This is a genomic window from Streptomyces sp. PSU-S4-23 (assembly GCF_055632315.1).
Genome location: NZ_JBVMUU010000002.1, coordinates 2658166 through 2678576, shown reverse-complemented (window position 1 = coordinate 2678576; position 20411 = coordinate 2658166). Strand labels below are relative to the sequence as shown.

The following is a 20411-nucleotide window of genomic DNA, read 5'->3' as shown; positions in this document are numbered from 1 at the left end:
CATCTACGGGTCTTCATTCGTTCAAGAAGTGAAAACATCGGTGTGTCATGAGTTGCAAAGCCTTGACTTTCAATCCGGTGGCGGACGGGTGGTTACGGGCGTATGACGCGCAAGTAGACGTACCCAGGCGCCTTCGATCTGGGTATGTTCCTCGCCGTCAGGGCAGCTATCGCGTCCTCGAGGAGTCGAGACCGTGTCGGAAAACAAAGATCCCCACGTAACGGAGAACGCCGCGGAAGGCGTGAAGTTCGTTTACGACTTCACCGAGGGCAACAAGGACCTCAAAGACCTTCTCGGCGGCAAGGGCGCGAACCTCGCGGAGATGACCAATCTGGGTCTCCCCGTCCCTCCGGGCTTCACCATCACCACCGAGGCGTGCAAGGTCTACCTCGACAGCGGCGAGGAGCCGGCGGCACTGCGTGACGAGGTGAGTGCGCACCTCGCCGCTCTTGAGGAGGGGATGGGCAAGAAGCTCGGCCAGGCCGACAACCCCCTGCTCGTCTCGGTTCGTTCCGGGGCGAAGTTCTCCATGCCGGGCATGATGGACACCGTCCTCAACATCGGCCTCTCCGACAAGTCCGTGCAGGGACTGGCGAAGCAGGCCGGCGACGAGCGCTTCGCGTGGGACTCCTACCGCCGTCTCATCCAGATGTTCGGCAAGACGGTCCTCGGCGTCGAGGGCGACCTCTTCGAGGACGCGCTCGACGCGGCCAAGAAGGCCAAGAAGGCCACGGTCGACACGGAGTTGGACGCCGCGGACCTCAAGAAGCTGGTCACGAAGTTCAAGAAGATCGTCAAGACCGAGGCCGGGCGCGACTTCCCGCAGGACCCGCGCGAGCAGATGGACCTCGCCATCAAGGCGGTCTTCGACTCGTGGAACGGCGACCGCGCGAAGCTCTACCGCCGCCAGGAGCGCATCCCGCACGACCTGGGCACCGCGGTGAACGTCTGCTCCATGGTCTTCGGCAACCTCGGCCCCGACTCCGGTACGGGCGTGGCGTTCACCCGCGACCCGGCCTCCGGCCACCAGGGCGTCTACGGCGACTACCTGCAGAACGCGCAGGGCGAGGACGTGGTCGCGGGCATCCGCAACACGGTGCCGCTCGCCGAGCTGGAGCAGATCGACAAGAAGTCGTACGACCAGCTGATGCAGATCATGGAGACGCTGGAGAACCACTACAAGGACCTCTGCGACATCGAGTTCACCATCGAGCGCGGCCAGTTGTGGATGCTGCAGACCCGCGTCGGCAAGCGCACGGCGGGCGCGGCCTTCCGCATCGCCACCCAGCTCGTGGACCAGGGCCTGATCGACGAGGCGGAGGCGCTGCAGCGGGTGACGGGCGCCCAGCTCGCCCAGCTGATGTTCCCGCGCTTCGACGAGCAGGCGAAGGTGGAGCAGCTCGGCCGGGGCATCGCGGCGTCGCCGGGTGCGGCCGTCGGCAAGGCGGTCTTCGACTCGTACACGGCGGTCAAGTGGTCGCGCTCGGGCGAGAAGGTCATCCTCATCCGCCGCGAGACCAACCCCGACGACCTGGACGGCATGATCGCGGCGGAGGGCATCCTCACCTCGCGCGGCGGCAAGACCTCCCACGCCGCGGTCGTGGCCCGCGGCATGGGCAAGACCTGCGTCTGCGGCGCCGAGGAGCTGGAGGTCGACACCAAGCGCCGGCGCCTGACGGCACCGGGCGGCGTGGTGGTCGAGGAGGGCGACCTCATCTCCATCGACGGATCTTCGGGCAAGGTGTACCTGGACGAGGTCCCGGTGGTCCCGTCCCCGGTCGTCGAGTACTTCGAGGGCCGGATGCACGCGGGCGCCGACGACGCCGACGAACTGGTGGAGGCCGTGCACCGCATCATGGCCTTCGCGGACCGCAAGCGCCGGCTGCGGGTACGGGCGAACGCGGACAACGCCGAGGACGCGCTGAGGGCGCGCCGCTTCGGCGCCCAGGGCATCGGCCTGTGCCGCACGGAGCACATGTTCCTCGGCGACCGCCGCGAGCTGGTCGAGCGCCTGATCCTGGCGGACACGGAGACGGAGCGGGAGGACTCCCTCAAGGAGCTGCTCCCGCTGCAGAAGAAGGACTTCGTGGAGCTGTTCGAGGCGATGGACGGACTGCCGGTCACCATCCGGCTCCTCGACCCGCCGCTGCACGAGTTCCTGCCCGACATCACCGAGCTGTCGGTGCGCGTGGCGCTGGCGGAGGCCCGCCAGGAGCCGCACGAGAACGAGCTGCGCCTGCTGCAGGCCGTGCACCGGCTGCACGAGCAGAACCCGATGCTGGGCCTGCGCGGTGTGCGCCTCGGCCTGGTCATCCCGGGCCTGTTCACGATGCAGGTACGGGCGATCGCGGAGGCGGCCGCCGAGCGCAAGGCCGCGAAGGGCGACCCCCGCGCCGAGATCATGATCCCGCTCGTCGGCACGGTCCAGGAGCTGGAGATCGTGCGCGAGGAGGCGGACCGGGTCATCGCGGAGGTCGAGGAGGCCACGGGGGCGCGGCTGAAGCTGGCCATCGGCACGATGATCGAGCTGCCGCGCGCCGCGCTGACGGCGGGGCAGATCGCCGAGGCCGCCGAGTTCTTCTCCTTCGGCACCAACGACCTGACCCAGACGGTGTGGGGCTTCAGCCGGGACGACGTGGAGGCCAGCTTCTTCACGGCCTACCTGGAGAAGGGCATCTTCGGCGTCTCCCCCTTCGAGACGATCGACAGGGACGGCGTGGGCTCCCTGGTGAAGGCCGCCGCCCAGGCCGGCCGTGCCACCCGCCCCGACCTCAAGCTCGGCGTCTGCGGCGAGCACGGCGGTGACCCCGAGTCGGTGCACTTCTTCCACGAGGTCGGGCTGGACTACGTCTCCTGCTCCCCCTTCCGGATCCCGGTGGCCCGCCTGGAGGCGGGGCGCGCGGCGTCCTCCTCGGAGGGCAGCGACCACCGCTAGGCGACACGGACCCCGGGACCGTTGACGGCCACCTGACCCTCGCCGACGCGGCAACGGTCCCGGCGTACCAGGAGGGGCGGCACCCTGTGCGGGGGTGCCGCCCTCTCGTGCATCATCTGCGGAGACTGTCAATGAACTTCGCTGACCAGCGGAAATGGCGCTTGGTGGTGTTGGTTGCCGTTGAACCTGCGTGAAGCCGTTGTGCCCTCGTTGATGCCCTCGACACGCGGCCGGGTCCCGTCACGAGCCGTCACCACAGGGCTCCGCCCTGATGCGGCATTCCAAGGCCGGGCCGCCGTTGGCGTTGTCACGCAGCCACACACTCACCCGACGCGTGGGATCAGCGCACGTCAGCTCAGTTCTCCGGGCTTCGGCGTAACCCTTCCAGTGCCGCAAATCGTTCGGCGGCGCCCAGGTCAGATGGGCGAGGGGCCTGTCACCCCCCGGTGTCCCCTGTCACCGCTGGTCAACCTTTCACGGCCCAGAGACGGCCCAGCGGCCACCGTGCGCGCCGAACCCGCTCACCAGATAGATGCGCTTTCTCACCACATCATCGGCAGGCTCTCCTATTGATCAGAAACTCATGGGGTTCACTCGTCGAGGACGTAGCGGACGTGCCGGCCGCCGAAGTATCCCCGCACGATGTGGGGCTGGCGTTGTCGGCGGTGGAAGAACCTGCGGGTTTCGGCGGCGAGTTCGGCCTGGTTCCTGGCCCGGTGGGCGTGGGGCAGGCTGCGTTTGAGGTCGGCGTTGACCAGCTCGTCGGGGTTCAGCTCGGGTGAGTACGACGGCAGGAAGTGCAGCTCGATCACGTCCTTGTGGTCGGCGAGCCAGGTCCGGACGGTCTTCGAGCGGTGGGCCGAGTGCCGGTCGACAATCAGGTGGACCTTGCAGTCGAAGTGCCCGACAAGCCGGTCCAGGAAGCGGCACATGACCTTCGCGTCGAACGACTCGGTGAAGACCATGAAATGCATCCGGCCCTTCGTGCTGATCGCGGACATCGCGTTCACGGAGAACCGGTTCCCGGTGCGGCGGACGACCGGCGTCGTGCCTTTGGCGCCCCAGGTGCGGCCGGTGACCTGATCCGAGCGGACCCCGACCTGATCGGCGAAGAGGACTTCACCGTTCTCCGCCTTCGCTCTGGCTCGGATCGCCGGCCAGGTCTCCTCGTGCCAGACGAGGACCGCTTCCTCATCCTGCTCGACGGCCCGCTTGTCCGGACGCTGGAACGTCAGTCCCCAGCGTTTGAGGTACTTGCCCACCCCGGGTTCGGTGAAGCGGATCCGGTACAGCCTGAAGATCAGCTCGCCTATCAGCCTCCGTGTCCACAGCTGACCGGAAAGTTCCAGGCCGGAGGGGGTGTGATCGAGGACGGCCTGTCGGACGGCGGCCTGCTCGGCCTCGGACAGAACCTGATGCTCGCCCACCCGGCGGCCGCGCGGACGGGACAGCAGCGCGTCCCTGCCACCGGTCTGCCACCTCGTCCACCAGTTGTCCACGGCCCTGACCGACACCTTGAACAGGGCCGCAACCTCTGCCCGGTCCCGCCCCTCCACCAGCGCGGACACCGCCAGCAACCGCACAGCCTCCTGCGCGTCCGGCGACCAGGTCCGCGCATCCCCCACCAGATCACTCACACACCGTCAACGAGCGTGAACCCAAAGCGTTTCGGATCTAGCCTCACGCTTTCACGAGGTGGGGTGTCCGAGGCTTGATCAAATAAGCAGAGAGTGCTCCTGACCTGCAACGATGGGACTTGTCTAGGGTCCTGTTGGCTGCACGGGAAGAAGCACTCTCCAGGTGAAGAAGCGTATCGGGTCGTATCCGCGTGTCCGCATCGAGGGCGGCGGCCGGGCGGTGGTCTCGCAGGCCGGGGGCGTGCTGCTGGTCGAGACCGTCCGCAGGGTCGGCTTGGACACCGCGATATCGGCGGCGCTGATGCCGTGGCGGAAGGCTCGGGCGGTGCACGATCCGGGCAAGATCCTGCTGGACGTGGCCCTGGCGGTCGCGCTGGGCGGGGACTGCCTCGCGGATGTCGGCATGCTGCGGTCCGAGTCGGCCGTGTTCGGACCGGTGGCCTCCGACCCGACGGTCTCCCGCCTCATCGACACCCTCGCCGCCTCCGGGGAGAAGGCACTGGCAGCGATCCGTGCCGCGCGGGCCGAAGTCCGCCGACAGGTCTGGCGGTTGGCCGGCCGGGACGCGCCTGATGCGGGCATGTCGGTGACCGTCGATCTGGACGGGGTGCTGGTGATCGCGCACTCGGACAAGGAGGACGCGGCCCCGACGTGGAAGCGGACCTACGGACATCATCCGCTGATGGGGTTCGTCGACCACGGACCGGGCGGCACCGGGGAACCCGTCGCGGCCCTGCTCAGGCCGGGCAACGCGGGATCGAACACGGCGGCCGACCACATCACCGCCGCCCGTCTGGCCCTGGCGCAGCTGCCGAAGGAGTACCGGCGCGGGCGCCGGACCCTGATCCGCACCGACTCCGCGGGCGGCACCCACGACTTCGTCGCCTGGCTCGCCCGGCGGGGACGGTGGCTGTCCTACTCGGTCGGCATGGTGATCACCGAGGCGATCCACCAGCATGTGCTGAAGGTTCCGGCATCGGCCTGGACGGCGGCCGTCGAGGCGGACGGCGAGATCCGTGACGGGGCCTGGGTCGCCGAACTCACCGGCGACGTCCTGGCCGGCTGGCCCAAGGGCATGCGGCTGATCGTCAGGAAGGAACGCCCCCACCCCGGAGCCCAGTTGCGGCTGACGGATGCGGACGGCATGCGGCTGACCTGTTTCGCCACCAACACCGACGGTCGGCCGATCGCCGAGCTCGAACTCCGTCACCGGTTGCGGGCCCGGGCCGAGGACCGCATCCGCGCTGCCCGGGCCACCGGGCTGCGGAACCTGCCCCTGCACCGCCAGGGCGGTTGCAAGTTCCGGGGTCGTGCAACTGGTCGGGTTGTGACCGATTGGGGCGCATAGCAGAGCAGGCACGGGCTTCGTGATCATTGTGGTGTCTAAGCCAGATGATCATGAGGTGGCCCGTGCCTGCTGCTGCATCCTCTCCCATCCCTGCCGTGCTGGTGAAACTGGGGCCGCTGGACACCGGCCGGATCGCCGACCTGCGCCCCTACTTCGACTCGGTGCCCGACCCGCGCGCACGGCGGGGCCGGTGGTATTCACTCACAGCGATCCTGCTGGTGTGTGCCTGCGCGGTCGTCTCGGGAGCGAGGAGCATCGACGAACTCGCCGAGTGGGGTCAGCGTGCTTCGAACGCACTCCTGACAGTGATCGGGATCCGCCGCCACCTGCTCAGATGGCGGCGCACTCCGGCGCCGGCCACGATCGGCCGTGTGCTGGGGGCTGTTGACGGTGACGCCCTGGACCGGGCGGTCGGCGCCTACCTGGCCGACCGGCACCGTGCCGCCACCGAACCCTCCCAGGCGCCGTCGCCCTCCGCGTCCGGGCGGTCGCGCGCGATCGCTGTCGACGGCAAAGCACTCAAGGGATCAGCCCGTCTCACCGCGACGCGCCGGCATCTGCTCTCCGCGGTCACTCACGGCACCGTCGTAACCCTCGCCCAGGTGGAGGTCGGCGCGAAGACCAACGAAACCACACACTTCCGGCCGCTGCTGGCACCGCTGGACCTGACCGGTACCGTCGTCACCTTCGACGCCCTGCACTCGGTCAAGGCGAACATCTCCTGGCTGGTCGAGACCAAGAAGGCCCACTACATCGCCGTGATCAAGACCAACCAGCCCACCGTCTACGCCCAACTCGCCGCTCTTCCCCGGCAGTCCATCGCAGTCCAGCACACCGCCTCCGGGGCCGGACACGGACGCCGCGAGTCCCGCTCGATCAAGACGTGCGGGATCGCCGACGAACTCGGCGGAATCGCCTTTCCCCACGCCCGCCTGGCCATCCGCGTCCACCGCCGCCGCAAGCAGACCGGCCGGCGCGAGACCCGTGAGAGTGTCTACGCCGTCACCAGCCTCGACGCCCATCAAGCCGGGCCCGCCGACCTGGCCGCCGCGATCCGCGGGCACTGGGGAGTGGAGAACTCCTCGCACCACATCAGGGACGTCACCTTCGCCGAGGACGCCTCCACCGTCCACGCCGGGACCGCACCACGGGCCATGGCGACCCTCCGCAACCTTGCCATCGGCGTGCTGAAAACCCTCGGAGCCGACAACATCGCCAAGACCACCCGGGCGATCCGCGACGAGCCCCGACGAGCACTCCCCATCCTGGGCATCACCAACGATCCGGACACCTACGGAACTTGATCAAGCCCTGCTGCACCGCACGGCCCAGAACCGGATCTGGCTGGAGATCGTACAGATCGCTCTCGACCTGCTGGCCTGGATGCCGATGCTCGCACTGACCGGCAAGGCCAGGCTCTGGGAACCCCGCCGTCTGCGGCTCCGCCTGTTCACCACGGCCGGGCAGCTCGTGACCACCGGCCGTCGCCGGATCCTCCGCCTGGCCCGGCACTGGCCCTGGGCAGGTCACATCACCGCAGCCCTCGACCGGCTCGCACTCCTGCCGCACCCCGGCTGACCAGCGGATTCACCTGTCCCCGCGAGAGAACCCTCCAGCCCGGAGCAGTGGAACCCGGCGTCCACCCGAGACGACACTCGGGCTCCGAGCCTGCCCGGCCGCCGCCATCGGCAACAAGATGGGCCACCGACTCCGTCGGCGGCCCATCAAGAAAGATCGAGGCTAGCATGAGGTCAGGAACTGGAGATCAACGTTTCCGGCGTATTCGTACGTAATGTCTTTGCCATTTGGCTCTTGGTTCGATTTCAGGTGCTCAAGCCGGCCACTTACGTGAGCCCAGTGATCACCGTTGGCATCGACGAAGTGCAGCCGGGCGGGGAGGTTCGCCGTCCAGTCCGGCTGTGTGCCGGAGAGAACATACAAAGCGCAGGCGGGGATGAGACCGGCTTCCAGGTAGTTACCGTCCTTGAAGATGATTTGCGCTTTCTTGATGTCGAAGCGGCTGCGATTGATGATGTACAACTTGGGCTGCGGTCTCAGGTTCGCCTGCCAGAAGAACGACGCTGTTGTGGCCCGATCCCGTTTCTGTGCCTCCTCCGCCTTCTTGTCAGCCTGATCGGACCGATACAAACTGAAGAGGGACACGAACACCGCCGAAGCCGAGATCCAGGTGTTGGCTGAGCCCCGGATCCTGCGTCTTGGCATCTTCTGCGAGGGCTCGGGCACCGGTTGCTCAGAGGCGGCAGGCGTCATGGCTCATTCTCAGCACAGTCGTTGCTCTCTCGGATACCGGAGTTGCGCTGTCCGGCGTACTCGCTACAGCTTGTCACCCATGCGGCTCCACCATCCTTCTGGGTCTGCCCCAGCCTCGTAGGGGCGGGGATACTTCGGCGGCCGGCACGTCCGCTACGTCCTCGACGAGTGAACCCCATGAGTTTCTGATCAATAACGCAGCACGACATGCGCCGGTCGGAACGGGAGCGCGCGCAAGCCGGGCTCCTTGACCCGGTACGGGGCTTCCGCGTCAGACCCGTAGGCGAAGATCACGACCTCGCCGCCGCCGAACTCGGTGCCGAGGATAGCCTGGAGAATTTTCAAATTATTCAATAAATCTATGGGCGAGACGTTCCGGAACTACACCCCTGACAAGCTTGTCAAGCGTGTCGGAATATTCCGCATCGTCCTCCATGAGGATCATGACGATAAGACCTGACATCGTGTGCCAGGCGGAGCTTTCTAGCGTGGCCGCAATAGGGGTGGCAGCGTAGAGGAGCATGTTCGCATCGGTGGTTTCAGTACTTGCGTCAAGGATTCGAAGACTGAATTCCCGAAAGTCCTCAGATCCCCGAACCTTCAAGTAGATGAATCCAATCTGGGCGACTAGGGCGATCTTGTCCCGAAGTTTGAGAATTCGCTCTAAGTCGGTCTGCCTCAGGCGGTGAATCGTGTCTTCCATGCTCGGGACCGCCGAGAGCCGGACAGACTCCCCACCTGCCAGTTCACGGGCAGCAAGAATCGCCGCAACTTTTTCCCCGAATTCTCTTCTATCCTCGTTTGTGGCGGTAGAAGGCCCGCCGTCCGCAAGAATCTCGGCCAGCTTCTGCGTCCCAATTTCTTCGACCCCCAGAAAGTTGCCAATGGTCAGGGCTGTGAGCAATTGAATGCTCTGTTCGTTTCTGGCGGTCCAGGTGGGTGGTCGATGTTCCGCAGTTGGCGGAGGGTGAAGAAGCGCGGTGTTTCTGTAGTGCCGAGAAGCGATCCTCGCAATGAGGTCAGCAGCCTCATCACCTTGCTTTCCCGTGCGCTTTAGGGCTCTCTCGATGCGCCGGTGGACGCTTTGGTCTCCATGCCGAACAAACCAATCGAAGGCGGACCGAATCGCCTTCTCTGGAATCGGCAGGCACCGCTCATACAGGTCCTGAGAGCGAGGGTCTACGGTAAAGATTCGGAGTACCGCTTCATGCGCCGACCGGCCATTTCGGCTGACCATCGCCATGGCTTCAACTAGTTGTTCGCCGACATCATCGGTGGTCGATTTTGAGCCGTTTCCGCGCCCGAGGTGCGTTCGCCTGTTTCGCGGTACGACGCCGACGGACCTCCAGCGTTCGAGCTGGGCAGCGCTGACCTTCAGACTCTTCTTGCTCAGCTTCTCGATGAGGGCTGCGTCTGCAGCGCTGGGGCCGGTCCTCGCCATGAGCCCCACTTTAGAACCCCGCGAGGTTGGTTCGAGGTCCACGCCAGCAAGCCTGACTGACTTGGTGCCGAGGGGCCCGCCGGGGGCTCCGCCAAGATGGAGACGCAAAATGACTGACCGTCAGGTCGCCAACCGGCGTTCCGACGCCACCCGCGCCATCTGCACTGGAGCCGCTTCTGGCGCCGTACGGGCTCTCGTGGCCTGGATTCTTCGCATGCTCTGGGGCGACATCACCAGCGAGTGACCGGATGGCGGAGTGAGGCTCTCCGGGTGATCGCGGCGCGACGCTCCACTTGCTCGGAAAGCTTCCCCGCGTGCTCACCGCACAACCGCGCGCGGTGAGCGGAGCGAGCCTGCACTTCCCCTCCTACTGTGGAGACCGTGACCGGCGGGATAGTTGGGGGTCATGGCATCCAGGAAGCGCATCTACGACGCCGAGTTCCGTGAGGGGGCGGTACGGATCGTGACGGAGACCCGGGAAGCCGATTCCGGAGGTGGCCGAGGATCTGGGCATCCATCCCGGGACGCTGCATAGCAGGGTCTCGCGGGCCCGGCGCAACGGGTCGCCGTCGTCGGACCGACCGGTGGCCGAGCCGTCTGGTGGCCGGCTGCGGGAGAGTGAGCGGGCGGAGCTGGAGCGGCTGCGGGCCGAGGCCAGGGAGAAGGACAAGCGCATCCGCGAACTGGAGATGGAGCTTCCCAATCTTGTTGTCAAGCCGCCGCGGCAGCGGGTTGTGCAGGCTGGTAGCACTCTCCGTCACGGATCATCGCCCATAGGACGTTGACGCGGCGGCGGGCGAGGGCCAGCAGGGCTTGTTTGTGACTCTTGCCCTCGTTGCGCTTGCGGTCGTAGTACGCCTTGGACGCGGGGCAGCACTTCAGGCTGACCATGGCCGACAGGTACATGGCTCGCAGTAGCCCGCGGTGGTAGCGCCGAGGCCGGTGCAGATTGCCGCTGACGCGGCCGGAGTCACGGGGTCTGGGGGCCAGGCCGGCGAAGCCGGCCAGCCGGTCAGCGGTGCCGAAGGCGTCCATCTCGCCGCCGGTCGCGGCGATGAACTCGGCGCCGAGCCTGGGGCCCATCCCGGGCAGGCTGCGGATCACCGCGGCGTGCGGGTGTTCGCGAAACCGGGCCTCGATCAAAGCATCGAGTTCGGCGATCTCCTCGTCGAGGGCCATCACCCCCTTCGCCAGCCGGAGCACCATCGCCGCGGCCAGCGTCTCGCCGGGCAGCGCGGTGTGCTGGGCCTGGGCGGCCTCCACCACGGTCTTCGCGAGAGCAGCGGCACTGTGGACCTTGCGGTTCTTCAGCCAGTTTTCGAGCCGTTTGGCGCCAGCGCGGCGGATGGCGGCCGGGGTCTGGTAGCCGGTGAGCAGGGTGATTGGACCCTTGTTCGTCAGATCCAGAGCCCGCTCCAACGCTGGGAAGATCTCGACCAGTTGTGCGCGGAGCCGGTTGATCTGCCGGGTGCGGTCGAAGACCACGTCGAGGCGGCGGGTGGTGAGGGTGCGCAGGTCGACGGCGATCTCATCGCCGGGCCGGAGCAGACCGAGGTCACGGCGGACGCGGGCCTGGTCGGCGATCACGAAGGCGTCCTTGGCGTCGGTCTTGCCTTCGCCGCGGTAGGTGCCCGAGGCGTGGTGAACGGCCAGACCGGTGAGGTAGGCGACAGGCTGACCGTGGTTGACCAGCAGACCGATCAGCAGTGCGGCACCGCCGTGGTTGAGGTCGACGGCCCACAGTACGTCACGGGATATCTCCAGGACGTCGCCGATGAGCTGCAGCAGCTCGGCCTCGTCGTTGGAGACCCGGCGGGACAGCAAGCGGGTGCCGTCCGCGTTGATCACCACGCAGTGGTGATGCGTCTTGCCGATGTCCAGTCCGGCCCAGATCTCCGGCACGTATCCTCCGTGAGCTCGTCGTACACAGTTTCCGCAGACGACCTCGCCGGCGTTGCCCTACGAAGCGATCGAGTCGCAGTTCCCAATTGGCGGTCGAGTCGCAGGACCCCGGGCGGCCAAGCTCCATAAACCATCCAAGTGGCACAGCGTGATGTCAGCCATACCCCGGGTCCCCGGGTCCGCCGATCTTACGAATGACCGGCTCAGACCCGAGAAGAAAGGTAGGGCGTGATGTACTCAAACGCTGCATGGTCTTGTGGGTGAAGTGGATGAGGCGGACCCGGCCGTGGCGGTCGGGGTGATCAGCAGCTGCAAGGCCGAGGAGGGCATACCGCATCGCGTCGCCTGCCGGGCTCTGGGGGTGTCGGAGTCGTGGTACTACAAGTGGCGCGACCGGCCGCCGACCGAGCGGGAGTTGCGCCAGCAGCACCTGGCGGAGGAGATCGAGGAGATCTTCCGCTGCTCCGGGGGTACCTACGGCTCGCCGAAGGTGTTCATTGAGCTGGTGCGCCGGGGCTGGCGGGTGTCGGTGAACACCGTTGCGAAGCTGATGGCCGAGCTCGGACTGGCGGGCCGGAAGGTCAAGAGCCGCCGGTCGCTGACCAGGCCGGGCAGGCGGCCAGCCGCCCCGGGTTTCGTCCGCCGGGACTTCACCGCCGAGGAACCGGACCTCGTCTGGGCAGGCGACATGACCGAGATCGACGCCGGCGAGGGCAAGCTCTACCTGGCAACGGTGATCGATCTGTTCTCCCGTCGGCTGCTCGGCTACGCGATGGGTGCCCGGCACGACGCCGAGCTGGTGGTGGCCTCACTCAACATGGCCGCGGCCACCCGGGGCGGCGACGTCCGCGGCGTGATCATGCACACCGACAGGGGCAGCGAAGGCGGATTCAACTGGTCGTCGCAACACCCTGATCTCGGAGGTGTGCGACGTGGCCACGGCGGACTGGAGTTTGAAGACCAGCGATGTTCCGGAGGGGCGGCGTCGGCAGTGGCGCGCTGACCGTGCGTTGCGGCCGGCGATGCGCTCGCCGGGGCGGCCTGATCCGTCTCGGGTCGTGCAGCGCCAGTTCTGGCGACTGATCGCCACAGGGGTTACGACGGCCGAGGCGTCGCTGGCGGTCGGCGTGTCGTGGCCGGTGGGTGCGAGGTGGTTTCGTCACGCTGGCGGCATGCCTCCGATCTCGTTGGCCGAGCCCTCGGGCCGGTACCTCACGTTCGAGGAGCGCGAGGAGATCGCGATTCTCAGGGCGATGAGCAAGGGTGTGCGCGAGATCGCCCGCGCCCTGGGGCGTGACCCCGGGACGATCTCTCGCGAACTGCGCCGCAACGCCGCCACGCGCAGCGGCAAGCAGGAGTACCGCGCGACGGTCGCCCAGTGGAAGGCTCAGCAGGCGGCCAAGCGCCCGAAGAGCGCGAAGCTCCTGGGCAACGACCGGTTACGTGAGTACGTTCAGGAGAGGTTGTCGGGGAACGTTCACCGGCCTGACGGGACGGTCGCCGCAGGACCGCAGACGCCTCCGTGGAAAGGGCTGAACAAGCCGCACCGGCAAGACAGGCGGTGGGCGACAGCATGGAGCCCGGAACAGATCTCGCACCGGTTGAAGGCCGACTTCCCCGAGGATGAGTCCATGCGCATCAGCCACGAGGCGATCTACCAGTCGCTGTTCATTGAGGGCCGTGGTGCGCTCAAGCGTGAGCTGGTCGCCTGTCTGCGCACCGGGCGGGCGCTTCGAGAGCCTCGGTCGAGGTCACGGAACAAGCCGCAAGGGCATGTCACCGCGGATGTCGTCCTCAGTGAACGTCCTGCAGAGGCCGCAGACCGCGCGGTCCCGGGGCATTGGGAAGGCGATCTGATCATCGGGACGGGCCGGTCCGCGATCGGCACGCTCGTCGAGCGCAGCAGCCGATCCACCCTCCGAGGCGTTCAACAGCGTGCTCAAGGTCGAGTACGTCCACCGGCACACCTTCCGCCCGCGCACCGAGGCCCGCATCAAGATCGCCACTTGGATCACCGACTTCTACGACACCAGGCGGCTACACAGCGTGTGCGGTTTCAAGAGCCCGATCAACTACGAACGCGAGTACCGGGCCACCCTCGCCGAGGGACTGGCCGCATAGATCGTCTCCACGCTGCGAGGGGATTGACAGTCATGCGTCTTCTTCCGGTAGCTCGTCTGCCGAGTCCGTCATCGGCGCGTCCTCCTCCCGGCTTCCCGACCCTTGGGCCACGTCACGGTCTGCCCCTCGGGGGTCACGATGACCTCGAACTGTTCCAACGGTGGGGCGCCGTCGGCACGCCAGCGGGTGACTTCGTCCTCGATGGCGTCCCAGAGGCGTGCCGGGCCGCCTTGGCGGACGGTCCAGGTGTCGTCGTCCTGGACGAGTGCGGCCCAGGACCCGCCTTCCACGTCGAGGAGGAGATCTGTCTCCTTGCCGCCCCAAGTGAGGGTGATGCGCTGGGCGGCGGGGGCGGCGAGCTGGGCGACGAAGCGCGTGTTCCAGTCGTCGAGGACACCGGGGGTGAGGCGTGCGCGGCGTTCGTTGCCGTCGTCGAGGTCAGGGAGGGTCCCGAGCGGGGGCGGGAGCTGGGGGCGGGCGAGCATGAAGGAAATCTGGCCACCGAGAAACCGTCCATGGGCGGTGCCGTCGTCGCCGACGGTGAGGTGGGCCAGTTCGGAGGAGTAGAGCCAGCCGCACAGGGTGGCGAGGATGATCCCGCCAGGCCGGGTTTGTTCCACCCACGTATACGGCAGGTCGACGACGCCGCATGTGGCCATGAGCCGGTCGTAGGGGGCACCGTCCGGGTCACCGGCGAGGCCGTCTCCGAGGACGGTGTGCGGGAAGCACCCGATGCTCCCCAGGGCGACGCGGGCCGCGTCGAGGACGTCCTCGTCGATCTCGATCGACGTCACGTGATCGTCGCCGAGCCGGTGACACAGGAGTCCTGTCGAGTAGCCGGACCCGATCTCCAGCACACGCTGGTCGTCCTCGACCTGGAGTTCTTCGAGCATCCGCACCACCAAGGACGGCATGGTGCGGGACGAGGTGGGGGTGCGCGTGATCTCACCGCGGATGTCGCGAGGGATGATGGTTCCGGCGATCTGGGTGACGAGGGAATCATCGCCGTAGCAGCGCTGAAGCCAGCAGGGGTCGTCTGGGAGGACCGGCCGCCACGCGGTCGGGGCGGAGCCGGGTACGGGTTCGAAGAAGCCGCCGCGCAGGAACTCGTGCCGGGGCACTTCTTCCACGGCCGCCCGCCACGGCGGGGTGCGCAGGTAGCCGCCGACGGCCAGGCGCTCGGCGAGCGCCAGGCGGAGGGCCTTGTCGTCGGTCACGGCGTCGTCTTCCTTTCGAGCAGGTCGGCCATGGCGCTGACCATCGGTAGGCCGGTTTCGGGTTCCAGCCAAGCCCACTGTCCGGAGGGGTTGCACTCCAGGAACCACCATTGCCCCTCGCGGTCGATGGCGAAGTCGAAACAGCCGAAGACCAGCCCGAAGGAGCTGAGATACCGGTGCAGAGCCGCGGTGAGGCCGGGCGGCGGCTCGACAGGGGTGTAAGTGAGCCTGCTGTAGTCGGCGCGCCAGTCCAGCAGGCCGGAGTCGATCCGGACCGTGAACACATGGTCGCCGATCACGGTGACGCGGGCGTCCGCGGACTTGCCCACCCGTTGCTGGAACAGGTGGGCCGTACCGGCTACCGCGTCGTCGATCTCGTCGGCCGAGACTTCGGCGACTTCCACCGTGCAGGAAACGCCGTCCTCGTTGCAGTAGAGCGGCGCCGACAGCGGCTTGTAGATCACCGGCCCGTACCGTTTCACGAAGCTTCGCGCGGCGTCGGGGTTCGAGGTGATCAGCGTGGGCGGGAGGGTGAACCCGGCCGCCGCGGCGGCCGCGAGGCCGGAAGGCTTGAACTCTGCGTCGCCGATTCGGTGGGGGTGGTTCACGTACAGACAGCCGGACAGGGAGGCGACAAGGCCGCCGAGCCCGTAGCGGGCCTGCGTGATGGCGAAACGGGCAGTCTGCTCGTCCAGGTGGGGGAAGGCGAAACCGGAGGGGCGGCGGTAGTACAGCGACCGCACGCTCCCCAGGTCTGCGGTACGCGACGGCGTGGTCAGGGTGCCGCTGATGCCGTCGCTGGTGATGGTGGCCGCAACCGACAAGGTGGCGGGGAAGTCCCCGGAGTCGAACCGCACGACCGGGACACCCCGGTCGTGCAGCTGCTCCACCACCAGGTCGGTTGTGGGGTCGTCCGTGTTGGTGACGACCAGAACCGGAGCCGGATTCGTCACTGGTCGTTGTCGTTCCCGGTGTCCTGGTCACCGCCGCCGCCACCGCCGGGCCCGGAGCCGTCGCTCGGGTTGCCGGTGTTGGTAGGTGGGTTCGTTCCGGTGCTGGTGCCGTGACCCGGCATCATGACCGGCTGCCCCGCGGCGTCGAAGTAGCGGCCCATTTGCGTGACCGGATCCAACTCGACGCGTGCGTATCCGGGCGCGAACGCCGGGTAGGGGGCCATGCGGCGCAGGCCCCACGGGGCAGAGGTCTGGTGGCCGGACGGCAGCGGGGTGCCGGTGGGCACGCGGTCGGAGTGCGTGAACAACGTTCCTCCTTGAGATCGACTGTACGGCTCTTGACGGACCCTGCCTGGGCCGAGGTGATGAGCGACAGGCCCAGCAGAGACCTACAGGTCCGGGACGGTGGCGGTGGAGAGCTGCCCTGGGCTGTCCCGCCCGGATCACCGGGACCGGGCGGGAAGACGGTGCGCCCTGCTGTGGGGGTTGGGGGAAACAGAACGGCGAGGAGTTCGTCGGTCAGCGGCAACGTGCACGCCGCGTGCCGGGTTGCGGCTCAACCACGGCTTGGACGCGCCATACCAGCGGGCGGTCACCGTTCGCCGGCCTTCACCTGCACTTCGGCCCAGGTGCGTTTGCCCCAGGGGAGCAGGTCTGTTCCCCACCGGTCGGCGAGCGCCTCGGCGAGCATCAGGCCGCGGCCGGTGGCGTCTTCCTGCTTCGGATTGCGGAGTCGGGGCATGCGGCGCGACTTGTCTACGACGGCGACCCGTAGCCGGTCAGGGGCTGGCCGCTCGACGACTACCCGGATGAAGTGGGTGCGCGAGTGCTTCACGGCGTTGCTGACGAGTTCGGTGATCAGGAGTGCCCCGGTCTCTGCCGCTTCGTCACCCATCTCCCAGGCTGCGCACGCGGTGCGGACCAGGCGTCGGGCTTCCCCGGCGGCCTTCGGCGCGCAAGGCATCGTGATGTTGTATCCGGGATGTCCTGTCGGATGCGGTTCAACGCTTGCCATAGTCATCGTCAATGCCTTGGTCGGGGCGGGTTGTGGGGGATGGAGCCCGGCCGCACACCTCAGGGAGAAGCGTGCGGGCGCGGCGTGCCGCGTGCGGGTGTACCCCCAGGGCGGCTGACAGGTAGTCAACGCCGAAAGAAGAGGATGAAGAGACTCCGAAAGGTGACTCCAAGACGGAGTCGCCCAAAGGGCGCGGGCGTTGGCCGTAGCATCGAGGCACGTGCTACTCGGGGGAGTCGCCAATGAGCGGTCAGTCACCCGACCCGCGTGACGTCATTTCCGGGCTGCTCGGTGATGAACGTCTGCTGAGGGCGTGCGCGGAGCGGGACATGGGGGCGGTGTTCCGCATGCTCAACGGCCGCGGTGTGAGCACGCGGAAGATCGCCGCTGCCGTCGACATCACACAAGGTCGGCTCTACGACTACATGAATGGCAAGAGCCGGGTGGAGAAGCTCAGCCTGTTCGAGCAGATCGCGGATGCCTTTCACATCCCTGGTCCGCTGCTGGGGCTGGCTCGCCGGTCGTGGGAGCCCGCGGTGGCGGAACCCCGGCATGCCGACCGACCGCCGCCGGACGGTCACGACCTGGTGGCAATGGATCATTTCCGCAGTGCTGACCGGCAGACCGGCGGCGGCCGGTTGTACGGGGCGGTTGTACGGCACCTGTCCGACCAGGTGGCGCCGCGCCTGGTGGACGCCGACAGCGGGCCGCAGGTCTTCGCCGCCGCGGCGGCGCTGACCGAGATGGCCGGGTGGATGGCCCACGACTCCGGCCACGACGACCGTGCCGGACGCCACTTCGCCCGCGCGCTGCCCTTGGCCCGCACGTCCGGTGACCTCCCGCTGGCCGCTCATGTCGCGGCGAGCAGCAGCCACCTGGCGCTCCAGACCGGGGACGTTGCCGGAGCCGTCGGCTGGGCCCGGACCGGCCTCGACCTCGCCGCGCAGGGGCCGCGGACTCCCGCGCTGGCAGCGCGGCTCAACACGATGCAGGCGCGCGCTCTGGCAGCCGCAGCACAGCGCACCCCTGCCACCCGCGCACTGGATGCCGCCCGCAGCGATCTCGAAGGGCTGCCCGCAGTGGATCACCCGTGGCTGAGCACGTTCGACGCCGCCGCCCTGGCGAGCGAGTCGGCGCTGATCCTGCGCGACCTGGAACAGTACGACCAGGCGCTGACGCAGGCCGAACAGGCCGTCGCACTGCGGGAAGCGGGCCGGGCGCGGTCACTGGCGCTGGGCAGGATTGTCCTGGTCGACATCCATGTACGCCGCGGTGACCTGGACGCCGCGGTGAGCGCCGGTCACGACCTTCTCGGCACGAGCCCCACCCTGGGCTCCATCCGGGTCGTGCGGCAACTCGACGAGCTGCGCCGACTGCTGGAGCCGCACAAGGCGTATGGTCCGGTCCGTGAGTACCTGGTGCGGTTCGACGACGCCCGCAGAGCCAGGATGCTGCTCCTGGCCGACCTGATCCCGCCGTCACGGGGAGGAAGCTCCGTATGAGGCCCACGAAGCCCCCCACCCCTGCCGACCCGGAAGCGTGGGATGCCTACCTCGCCGAGGGCAACGCCAAGCAGGCCCGCAAGCGTGTTGCCGCCGATGTGCTGGTGCGCGACCCCGCCGGGCGCGTGCTCCTGGTGAACCCCACGTACAAACCGGGGTGGGACATGCCCGGCGGGATGGCGGAGGCGAACGAGCCGCCGGAGAACGCGGCGGGCCGCGAGTTGGTCGAGGAACTCGGGCTCAAGGTCGTCCTCCAAGGTCTGCTGGTGGTGGACTGGGTCGCCCCGCATGGTCCCTGGGACGATCAGATCGCGTTCGTCTTCGACGGCGGCACGCTCGTGCAGGAGCAAGCCGACCGGCTGCGGCCCACTGACGGAGAGCTGTCGGAGATCAGGTTCGTGCCGCCTGACGAAGCCCGCGTTCGGCTCCGGGACCGTGCCCGGCGCCGGTTCGAGGCAGCCTTGCGGGCGCTCGATGCCGGACGGCCGCTGTACCTCCGGGACGGCGTCCCCGTCATGTGACCGTCGGTGGGGCGCCCCACCGGGGCGGGGCCCGCCAAGGTCCCGTGTCCGGGTCAGAGCGCCGCGCCGCCGTCGATCACCAGGTCCGAGCCGACGACCGGCGCCGCGTCGTCCGAGGCGAGGTACAGGATCGCGGCGGCCACCTCCGCAGGGTCGGAGAGGCGGCCGAGGGGCAGGGCGTCGCGTACGCGTTCGGCGCGTTCCGCCTCCGTCTCGCCGGGGCGCAGTGACATGGTCGTGGCGGTGGCGCCCGGGCTGACCACGGTGATGCGGACGCCGTCGCGGACGTGGTCCAGGGCGGCGGCCCGGCTGAGCGCGGCGACGGCCGCCTTCGAGGCGGCGTACGCGGCGAGTCCGGGCACATGGGTGTGCGCGCCGATGTTGGAGGCGACGTTCACGATGGCGCCGCCGGACGGCTGGGTGCGCATCTGCCGGATCTCGGCCCGGAGTGCCAGGAAGACGCCGGTGACGTTGATGTCGAGCTGGGTGCGCCAGTCCGCCTCGGGAAGGTCGGCCAGCGGTCCGCCGGCGCGCAGGACCCCCGCGTTGTTGACGGCCACGTCGAGCGAGCCGAAGCGGTCCACCGCCGCCGCGACGAGCGCCTGGACATCGTCGGCGCGCGAGACGTCGGCGCACACCGCGAGCGCCTTGCCGCCCCGCCGCTCGATCAGCGCGACCGTCTCGTCGAGGGGAGCGGCCCGGCGTCCGGCGGCGACGACGTGCGCGCCCTCGGCGGCGAACGCCAGGGCCGTGGCCCGTCCGATGCCGGAGCCCGCGCCGGTGACGAGGGCGGTCCTGCCGGAGAAGCGGGCGGTCATGTTCATGGGCTCCCCTGTTCTGGCCGTGTTGCCGATACCGGCCATGTTCCTGAACAATTTTCTAGACCGATCGATCCAATATTGCGGCATGTGAAAGGTATCGCCCGCGTGGTGCCGCTTGCCCGGGCCGCTCAGCCGAGCAGCGCCAGCGCCTGCTCCGCCGCATCTCGTACGCGGGCCGGGTCCGGCGACGCCTTGCCGACCATCCGCAGGCCCTGCATCAGCACCAGCAGCATGCGGGCGAGGGCGCGCGGGTCGCGGCCAGCGGGCAGTTCGCCCTGGGCGCGGGCGCGGACGAGCGCGGAGTGCAGCAGGGTCTCGACGTGGTCCCAGCTCAGCTCGACCCGGCGGGCGGCGGCCGCGTCGTGCGGGGCCAGTTCGGCCGCCGTGTTGGTGACGAAGCAGCCGGTCAGGCGCTCACCGTCGGTGGCCGCCTCGGCGGCGAACCGGCGCATCACCGCCCGTACGGCGGGCAGGGCGGGACCCGGCTGTGACAGCTCGTGCAGCAGCAGCGGGTCCCGCGTCTCCCGGTAGCGGTCCAGCGCCCTCAGATACAGCTCGTGCTTGCTGCCGAAGGTCGCGTAGATGCTGGCCCGCCCGATGCCGAGGTGCGCGACGAGGTCGGCCATCGACGTGGCCTCGTAGCCGCGTCGCCAGAACAGCTCAAGGGCCGACTGCAGCGCGGCGTCCGGATCGAATTCCTTGGTCCTGGCCATGAGGGGGACCCTAG

18 protein-coding genes and 3 pseudogenes are annotated in these 20411 nt (G+C 68.3%); 10 read left to right on the top strand and 11 right to left on the bottom strand.

Annotation, left to right across the window (positions count from 1 at the left end):
• Window positions 1–193: 193 nt before the first annotated feature.
• Window positions 194–2935: a pyruvate, phosphate dikinase gene (gene ppdK, locus ACZ79I_RS12865; RefSeq protein ID WP_471497080.1), complete on the top strand. Its 2742-nt coding sequence runs from the start codon at window positions 194–196 to the stop codon at window positions 2933–2935.
• 590 nt (window positions 2936–3525) lie between these two features.
• On the opposite strand, the gene ACZ79I_RS12860 is transcribed toward ppdK, so the two are convergent.
• Window positions 3526–4572, bottom strand: a complete 1047-nt coding sequence (locus ACZ79I_RS12860; RefSeq protein ID WP_471497078.1) for an IS630 family transposase — start codon at window positions 4570–4572, stop codon at window positions 3526–3528.
• A 163-nt stretch (window positions 4573–4735) separates the two neighbouring features.
• On the opposite strand from ACZ79I_RS12860, the pseudogene ACZ79I_RS12855 reads away from it, so the two are divergent.
• The 3 genes and pseudogenes from ACZ79I_RS12855 to ACZ79I_RS12845 all read left to right on the top strand — a co-directional run.
• Window positions 4736–5854 (top strand): annotated as a pseudogene (locus ACZ79I_RS12855) (IS1380 family transposase); the annotation flags it as partial.
• 161 nt (window positions 5855–6015) lie between these two features.
• Window positions 6016–7224, top strand: a complete 1209-nt coding sequence (locus tag ACZ79I_RS12850) for an ISAs1 family transposase (protein ID WP_471497077.1) — start codon at window positions 6016–6018, stop codon at window positions 7222–7224.
• Between the two features lie 10 nt (window positions 7225–7234).
• A pseudogene (locus ACZ79I_RS12845) lies at window positions 7235–7498 on the top strand (transposase); the annotation flags it as partial.
• Window positions 7499–7660: 162 nt separating this feature from the next.
• Here ACZ79I_RS12845 and ACZ79I_RS12840 read toward each other — a convergent pair.
• The 3 genes from ACZ79I_RS12840 to ACZ79I_RS12830 all read right to left on the bottom strand — a co-directional run bounded on the left by ACZ79I_RS12840 (window position 7661) and on the right by ACZ79I_RS12830 (window position 9674).
• Complete coding sequence (locus tag ACZ79I_RS12840) at window positions 7661–8191, bottom strand: hypothetical protein (protein WP_471497075.1); 531 nt, start codon at window positions 8189–8191, stop codon at window positions 7661–7663.
• A 189-nt stretch (window positions 8192–8380) separates the two neighbouring features.
• A complete protein-coding gene (locus ACZ79I_RS12835; RefSeq protein WP_471497074.1) occupies window positions 8381–8536 on the bottom strand; it encodes a hypothetical protein in 156 nt (51 codons plus the stop codon).
• A gap of 1 nt (window position 8537) precedes the next feature.
• Window positions 8538–9674 (bottom strand): hypothetical protein, encoded by a 1137-nt coding sequence (locus ACZ79I_RS12830; RefSeq protein WP_471497072.1) that lies wholly within the window; start codon window positions 9672–9674, stop codon window positions 8538–8540.
• Window positions 9675–9741: 67 nt separating this feature from the next.
• Here ACZ79I_RS12830 and ACZ79I_RS12825 point away from each other — a divergent pair, with 67 nt between their 5' ends.
• Window positions 9742–9876, top strand: coding sequence for a hypothetical protein (locus ACZ79I_RS12825; RefSeq protein WP_471497070.1), 135 nt, complete (start codon window positions 9742–9744; stop codon window positions 9874–9876).
• A gap of 467 nt (window positions 9877–10343) precedes the next feature.
• Here the strand turns inward: ACZ79I_RS12825 and ACZ79I_RS12820 are convergent, their stop codons facing one another.
• Window positions 10344–11534 (bottom strand): IS110 family RNA-guided transposase, encoded by a 1191-nt coding sequence (locus tag ACZ79I_RS12820; RefSeq protein ID WP_471497068.1) that lies wholly within the window; start codon window positions 11532–11534, stop codon window positions 10344–10346.
• A gap of 256 nt (window positions 11535–11790) precedes the next feature.
• Here ACZ79I_RS12820 and ACZ79I_RS12815 point away from each other — a divergent pair, with 256 nt between their 5' ends.
• The 3 genes and pseudogenes from ACZ79I_RS12815 to ACZ79I_RS12805 all read left to right on the top strand — a co-directional run bounded on the left by ACZ79I_RS12815 (window position 11791) and on the right by ACZ79I_RS12805 (window position 13655).
• Complete coding sequence (locus ACZ79I_RS12815) at window positions 11791–12537, top strand: IS3 family transposase (protein ID WP_471497066.1); 747 nt, start codon at window positions 11791–11793, stop codon at window positions 12535–12537.
• Window positions 12488–13453 (top strand): annotated as a pseudogene (locus ACZ79I_RS12810) (IS30 family transposase); the annotation flags it as partial. The gene ACZ79I_RS12815 and the pseudogene ACZ79I_RS12810, both read left to right, overlap by 50 nt.
• Window positions 13454–13469: 16 nt before the next feature.
• Window positions 13470–13655 (top strand): hypothetical protein, encoded by a 186-nt coding sequence (locus ACZ79I_RS12805; protein ID WP_471497064.1) that lies wholly within the window; start codon window positions 13470–13472, stop codon window positions 13653–13655.
• A gap of 68 nt (window positions 13656–13723) precedes the next feature.
• On the opposite strand, the gene tgmC is transcribed toward ACZ79I_RS12805, so the two are convergent.
• The 4 genes from tgmC to ACZ79I_RS12785 all read right to left on the bottom strand — a co-directional run bounded on the left by tgmC (window position 13724) and on the right by ACZ79I_RS12785 (window position 16846).
• Window positions 13724–14872: an ATP-grasp peptide maturase system methyltransferase gene (tgmC, locus tag ACZ79I_RS12800; protein WP_471497063.1), complete on the bottom strand. Its 1149-nt coding sequence runs from the start codon at window positions 14870–14872 to the stop codon at window positions 13724–13726.
• The gene (gene tgmB / locus ACZ79I_RS12795) at window positions 14869–15825 is read right to left on the bottom strand and encodes an ATP-grasp ribosomal peptide maturase (protein ID WP_471497061.1); all 957 of its coding nucleotides are present in this window, start codon (window positions 15823–15825) and stop codon (window positions 14869–14871) included. The genes tgmC and tgmB overlap by 4 nt, the downstream gene beginning before the upstream one ends.
• The gene (tgmA, locus tag ACZ79I_RS12790; RefSeq protein ID WP_471497059.1) at window positions 15822–16133 is read right to left on the bottom strand and encodes a putative ATP-grasp-modified RiPP; all 312 of its coding nucleotides are present in this window, start codon (window positions 16131–16133) and stop codon (window positions 15822–15824) included. The genes tgmB and tgmA overlap by 4 nt, the downstream gene beginning before the upstream one ends.
• A 284-nt stretch (window positions 16134–16417) precedes the next feature.
• Window positions 16418–16846, bottom strand: coding sequence for an ATP-binding protein (locus ACZ79I_RS12785; RefSeq protein ID WP_471497057.1), 429 nt, complete (start codon window positions 16844–16846; stop codon window positions 16418–16420).
• Between the two features lie 236 nt (window positions 16847–17082).
• Here ACZ79I_RS12785 and ACZ79I_RS12780 point away from each other — a divergent pair, with 236 nt between their 5' ends.
• Together ACZ79I_RS12780 and ACZ79I_RS12775 are read left to right on the top strand one after the other, a co-directional pair.
• Window positions 17083–18342 (top strand): XRE family transcriptional regulator, encoded by a 1260-nt coding sequence (locus ACZ79I_RS12780; protein WP_471497056.1) that lies wholly within the window; start codon window positions 17083–17085, stop codon window positions 18340–18342.
• Window positions 18339–18863 (top strand): NUDIX domain-containing protein, encoded by a 525-nt coding sequence (locus tag ACZ79I_RS12775; RefSeq protein ID WP_471497054.1) that lies wholly within the window; start codon window positions 18339–18341, stop codon window positions 18861–18863. The genes ACZ79I_RS12780 and ACZ79I_RS12775 overlap by 4 nt, the downstream gene beginning before the upstream one ends.
• A gap of 53 nt (window positions 18864–18916) precedes the next feature.
• Here the strand turns inward: ACZ79I_RS12775 and ACZ79I_RS12770 are convergent, their stop codons facing one another.
• Both ACZ79I_RS12770 and ACZ79I_RS12765 read right to left on the bottom strand, forming a co-directional pair.
• Window positions 18917–19681, bottom strand: a complete 765-nt coding sequence (locus ACZ79I_RS12770; RefSeq protein ID WP_471504905.1) for an SDR family NAD(P)-dependent oxidoreductase — start codon at window positions 19679–19681, stop codon at window positions 18917–18919.
• Window positions 19682–19812: 131 nt separating this feature from the next.
• Window positions 19813–20397, bottom strand: coding sequence for a TetR/AcrR family transcriptional regulator (locus ACZ79I_RS12765; RefSeq protein ID WP_471497052.1), 585 nt, complete (start codon window positions 20395–20397; stop codon window positions 19813–19815).
• Between the last annotated feature and the right edge of the window lie 14 nt (window positions 20398–20411).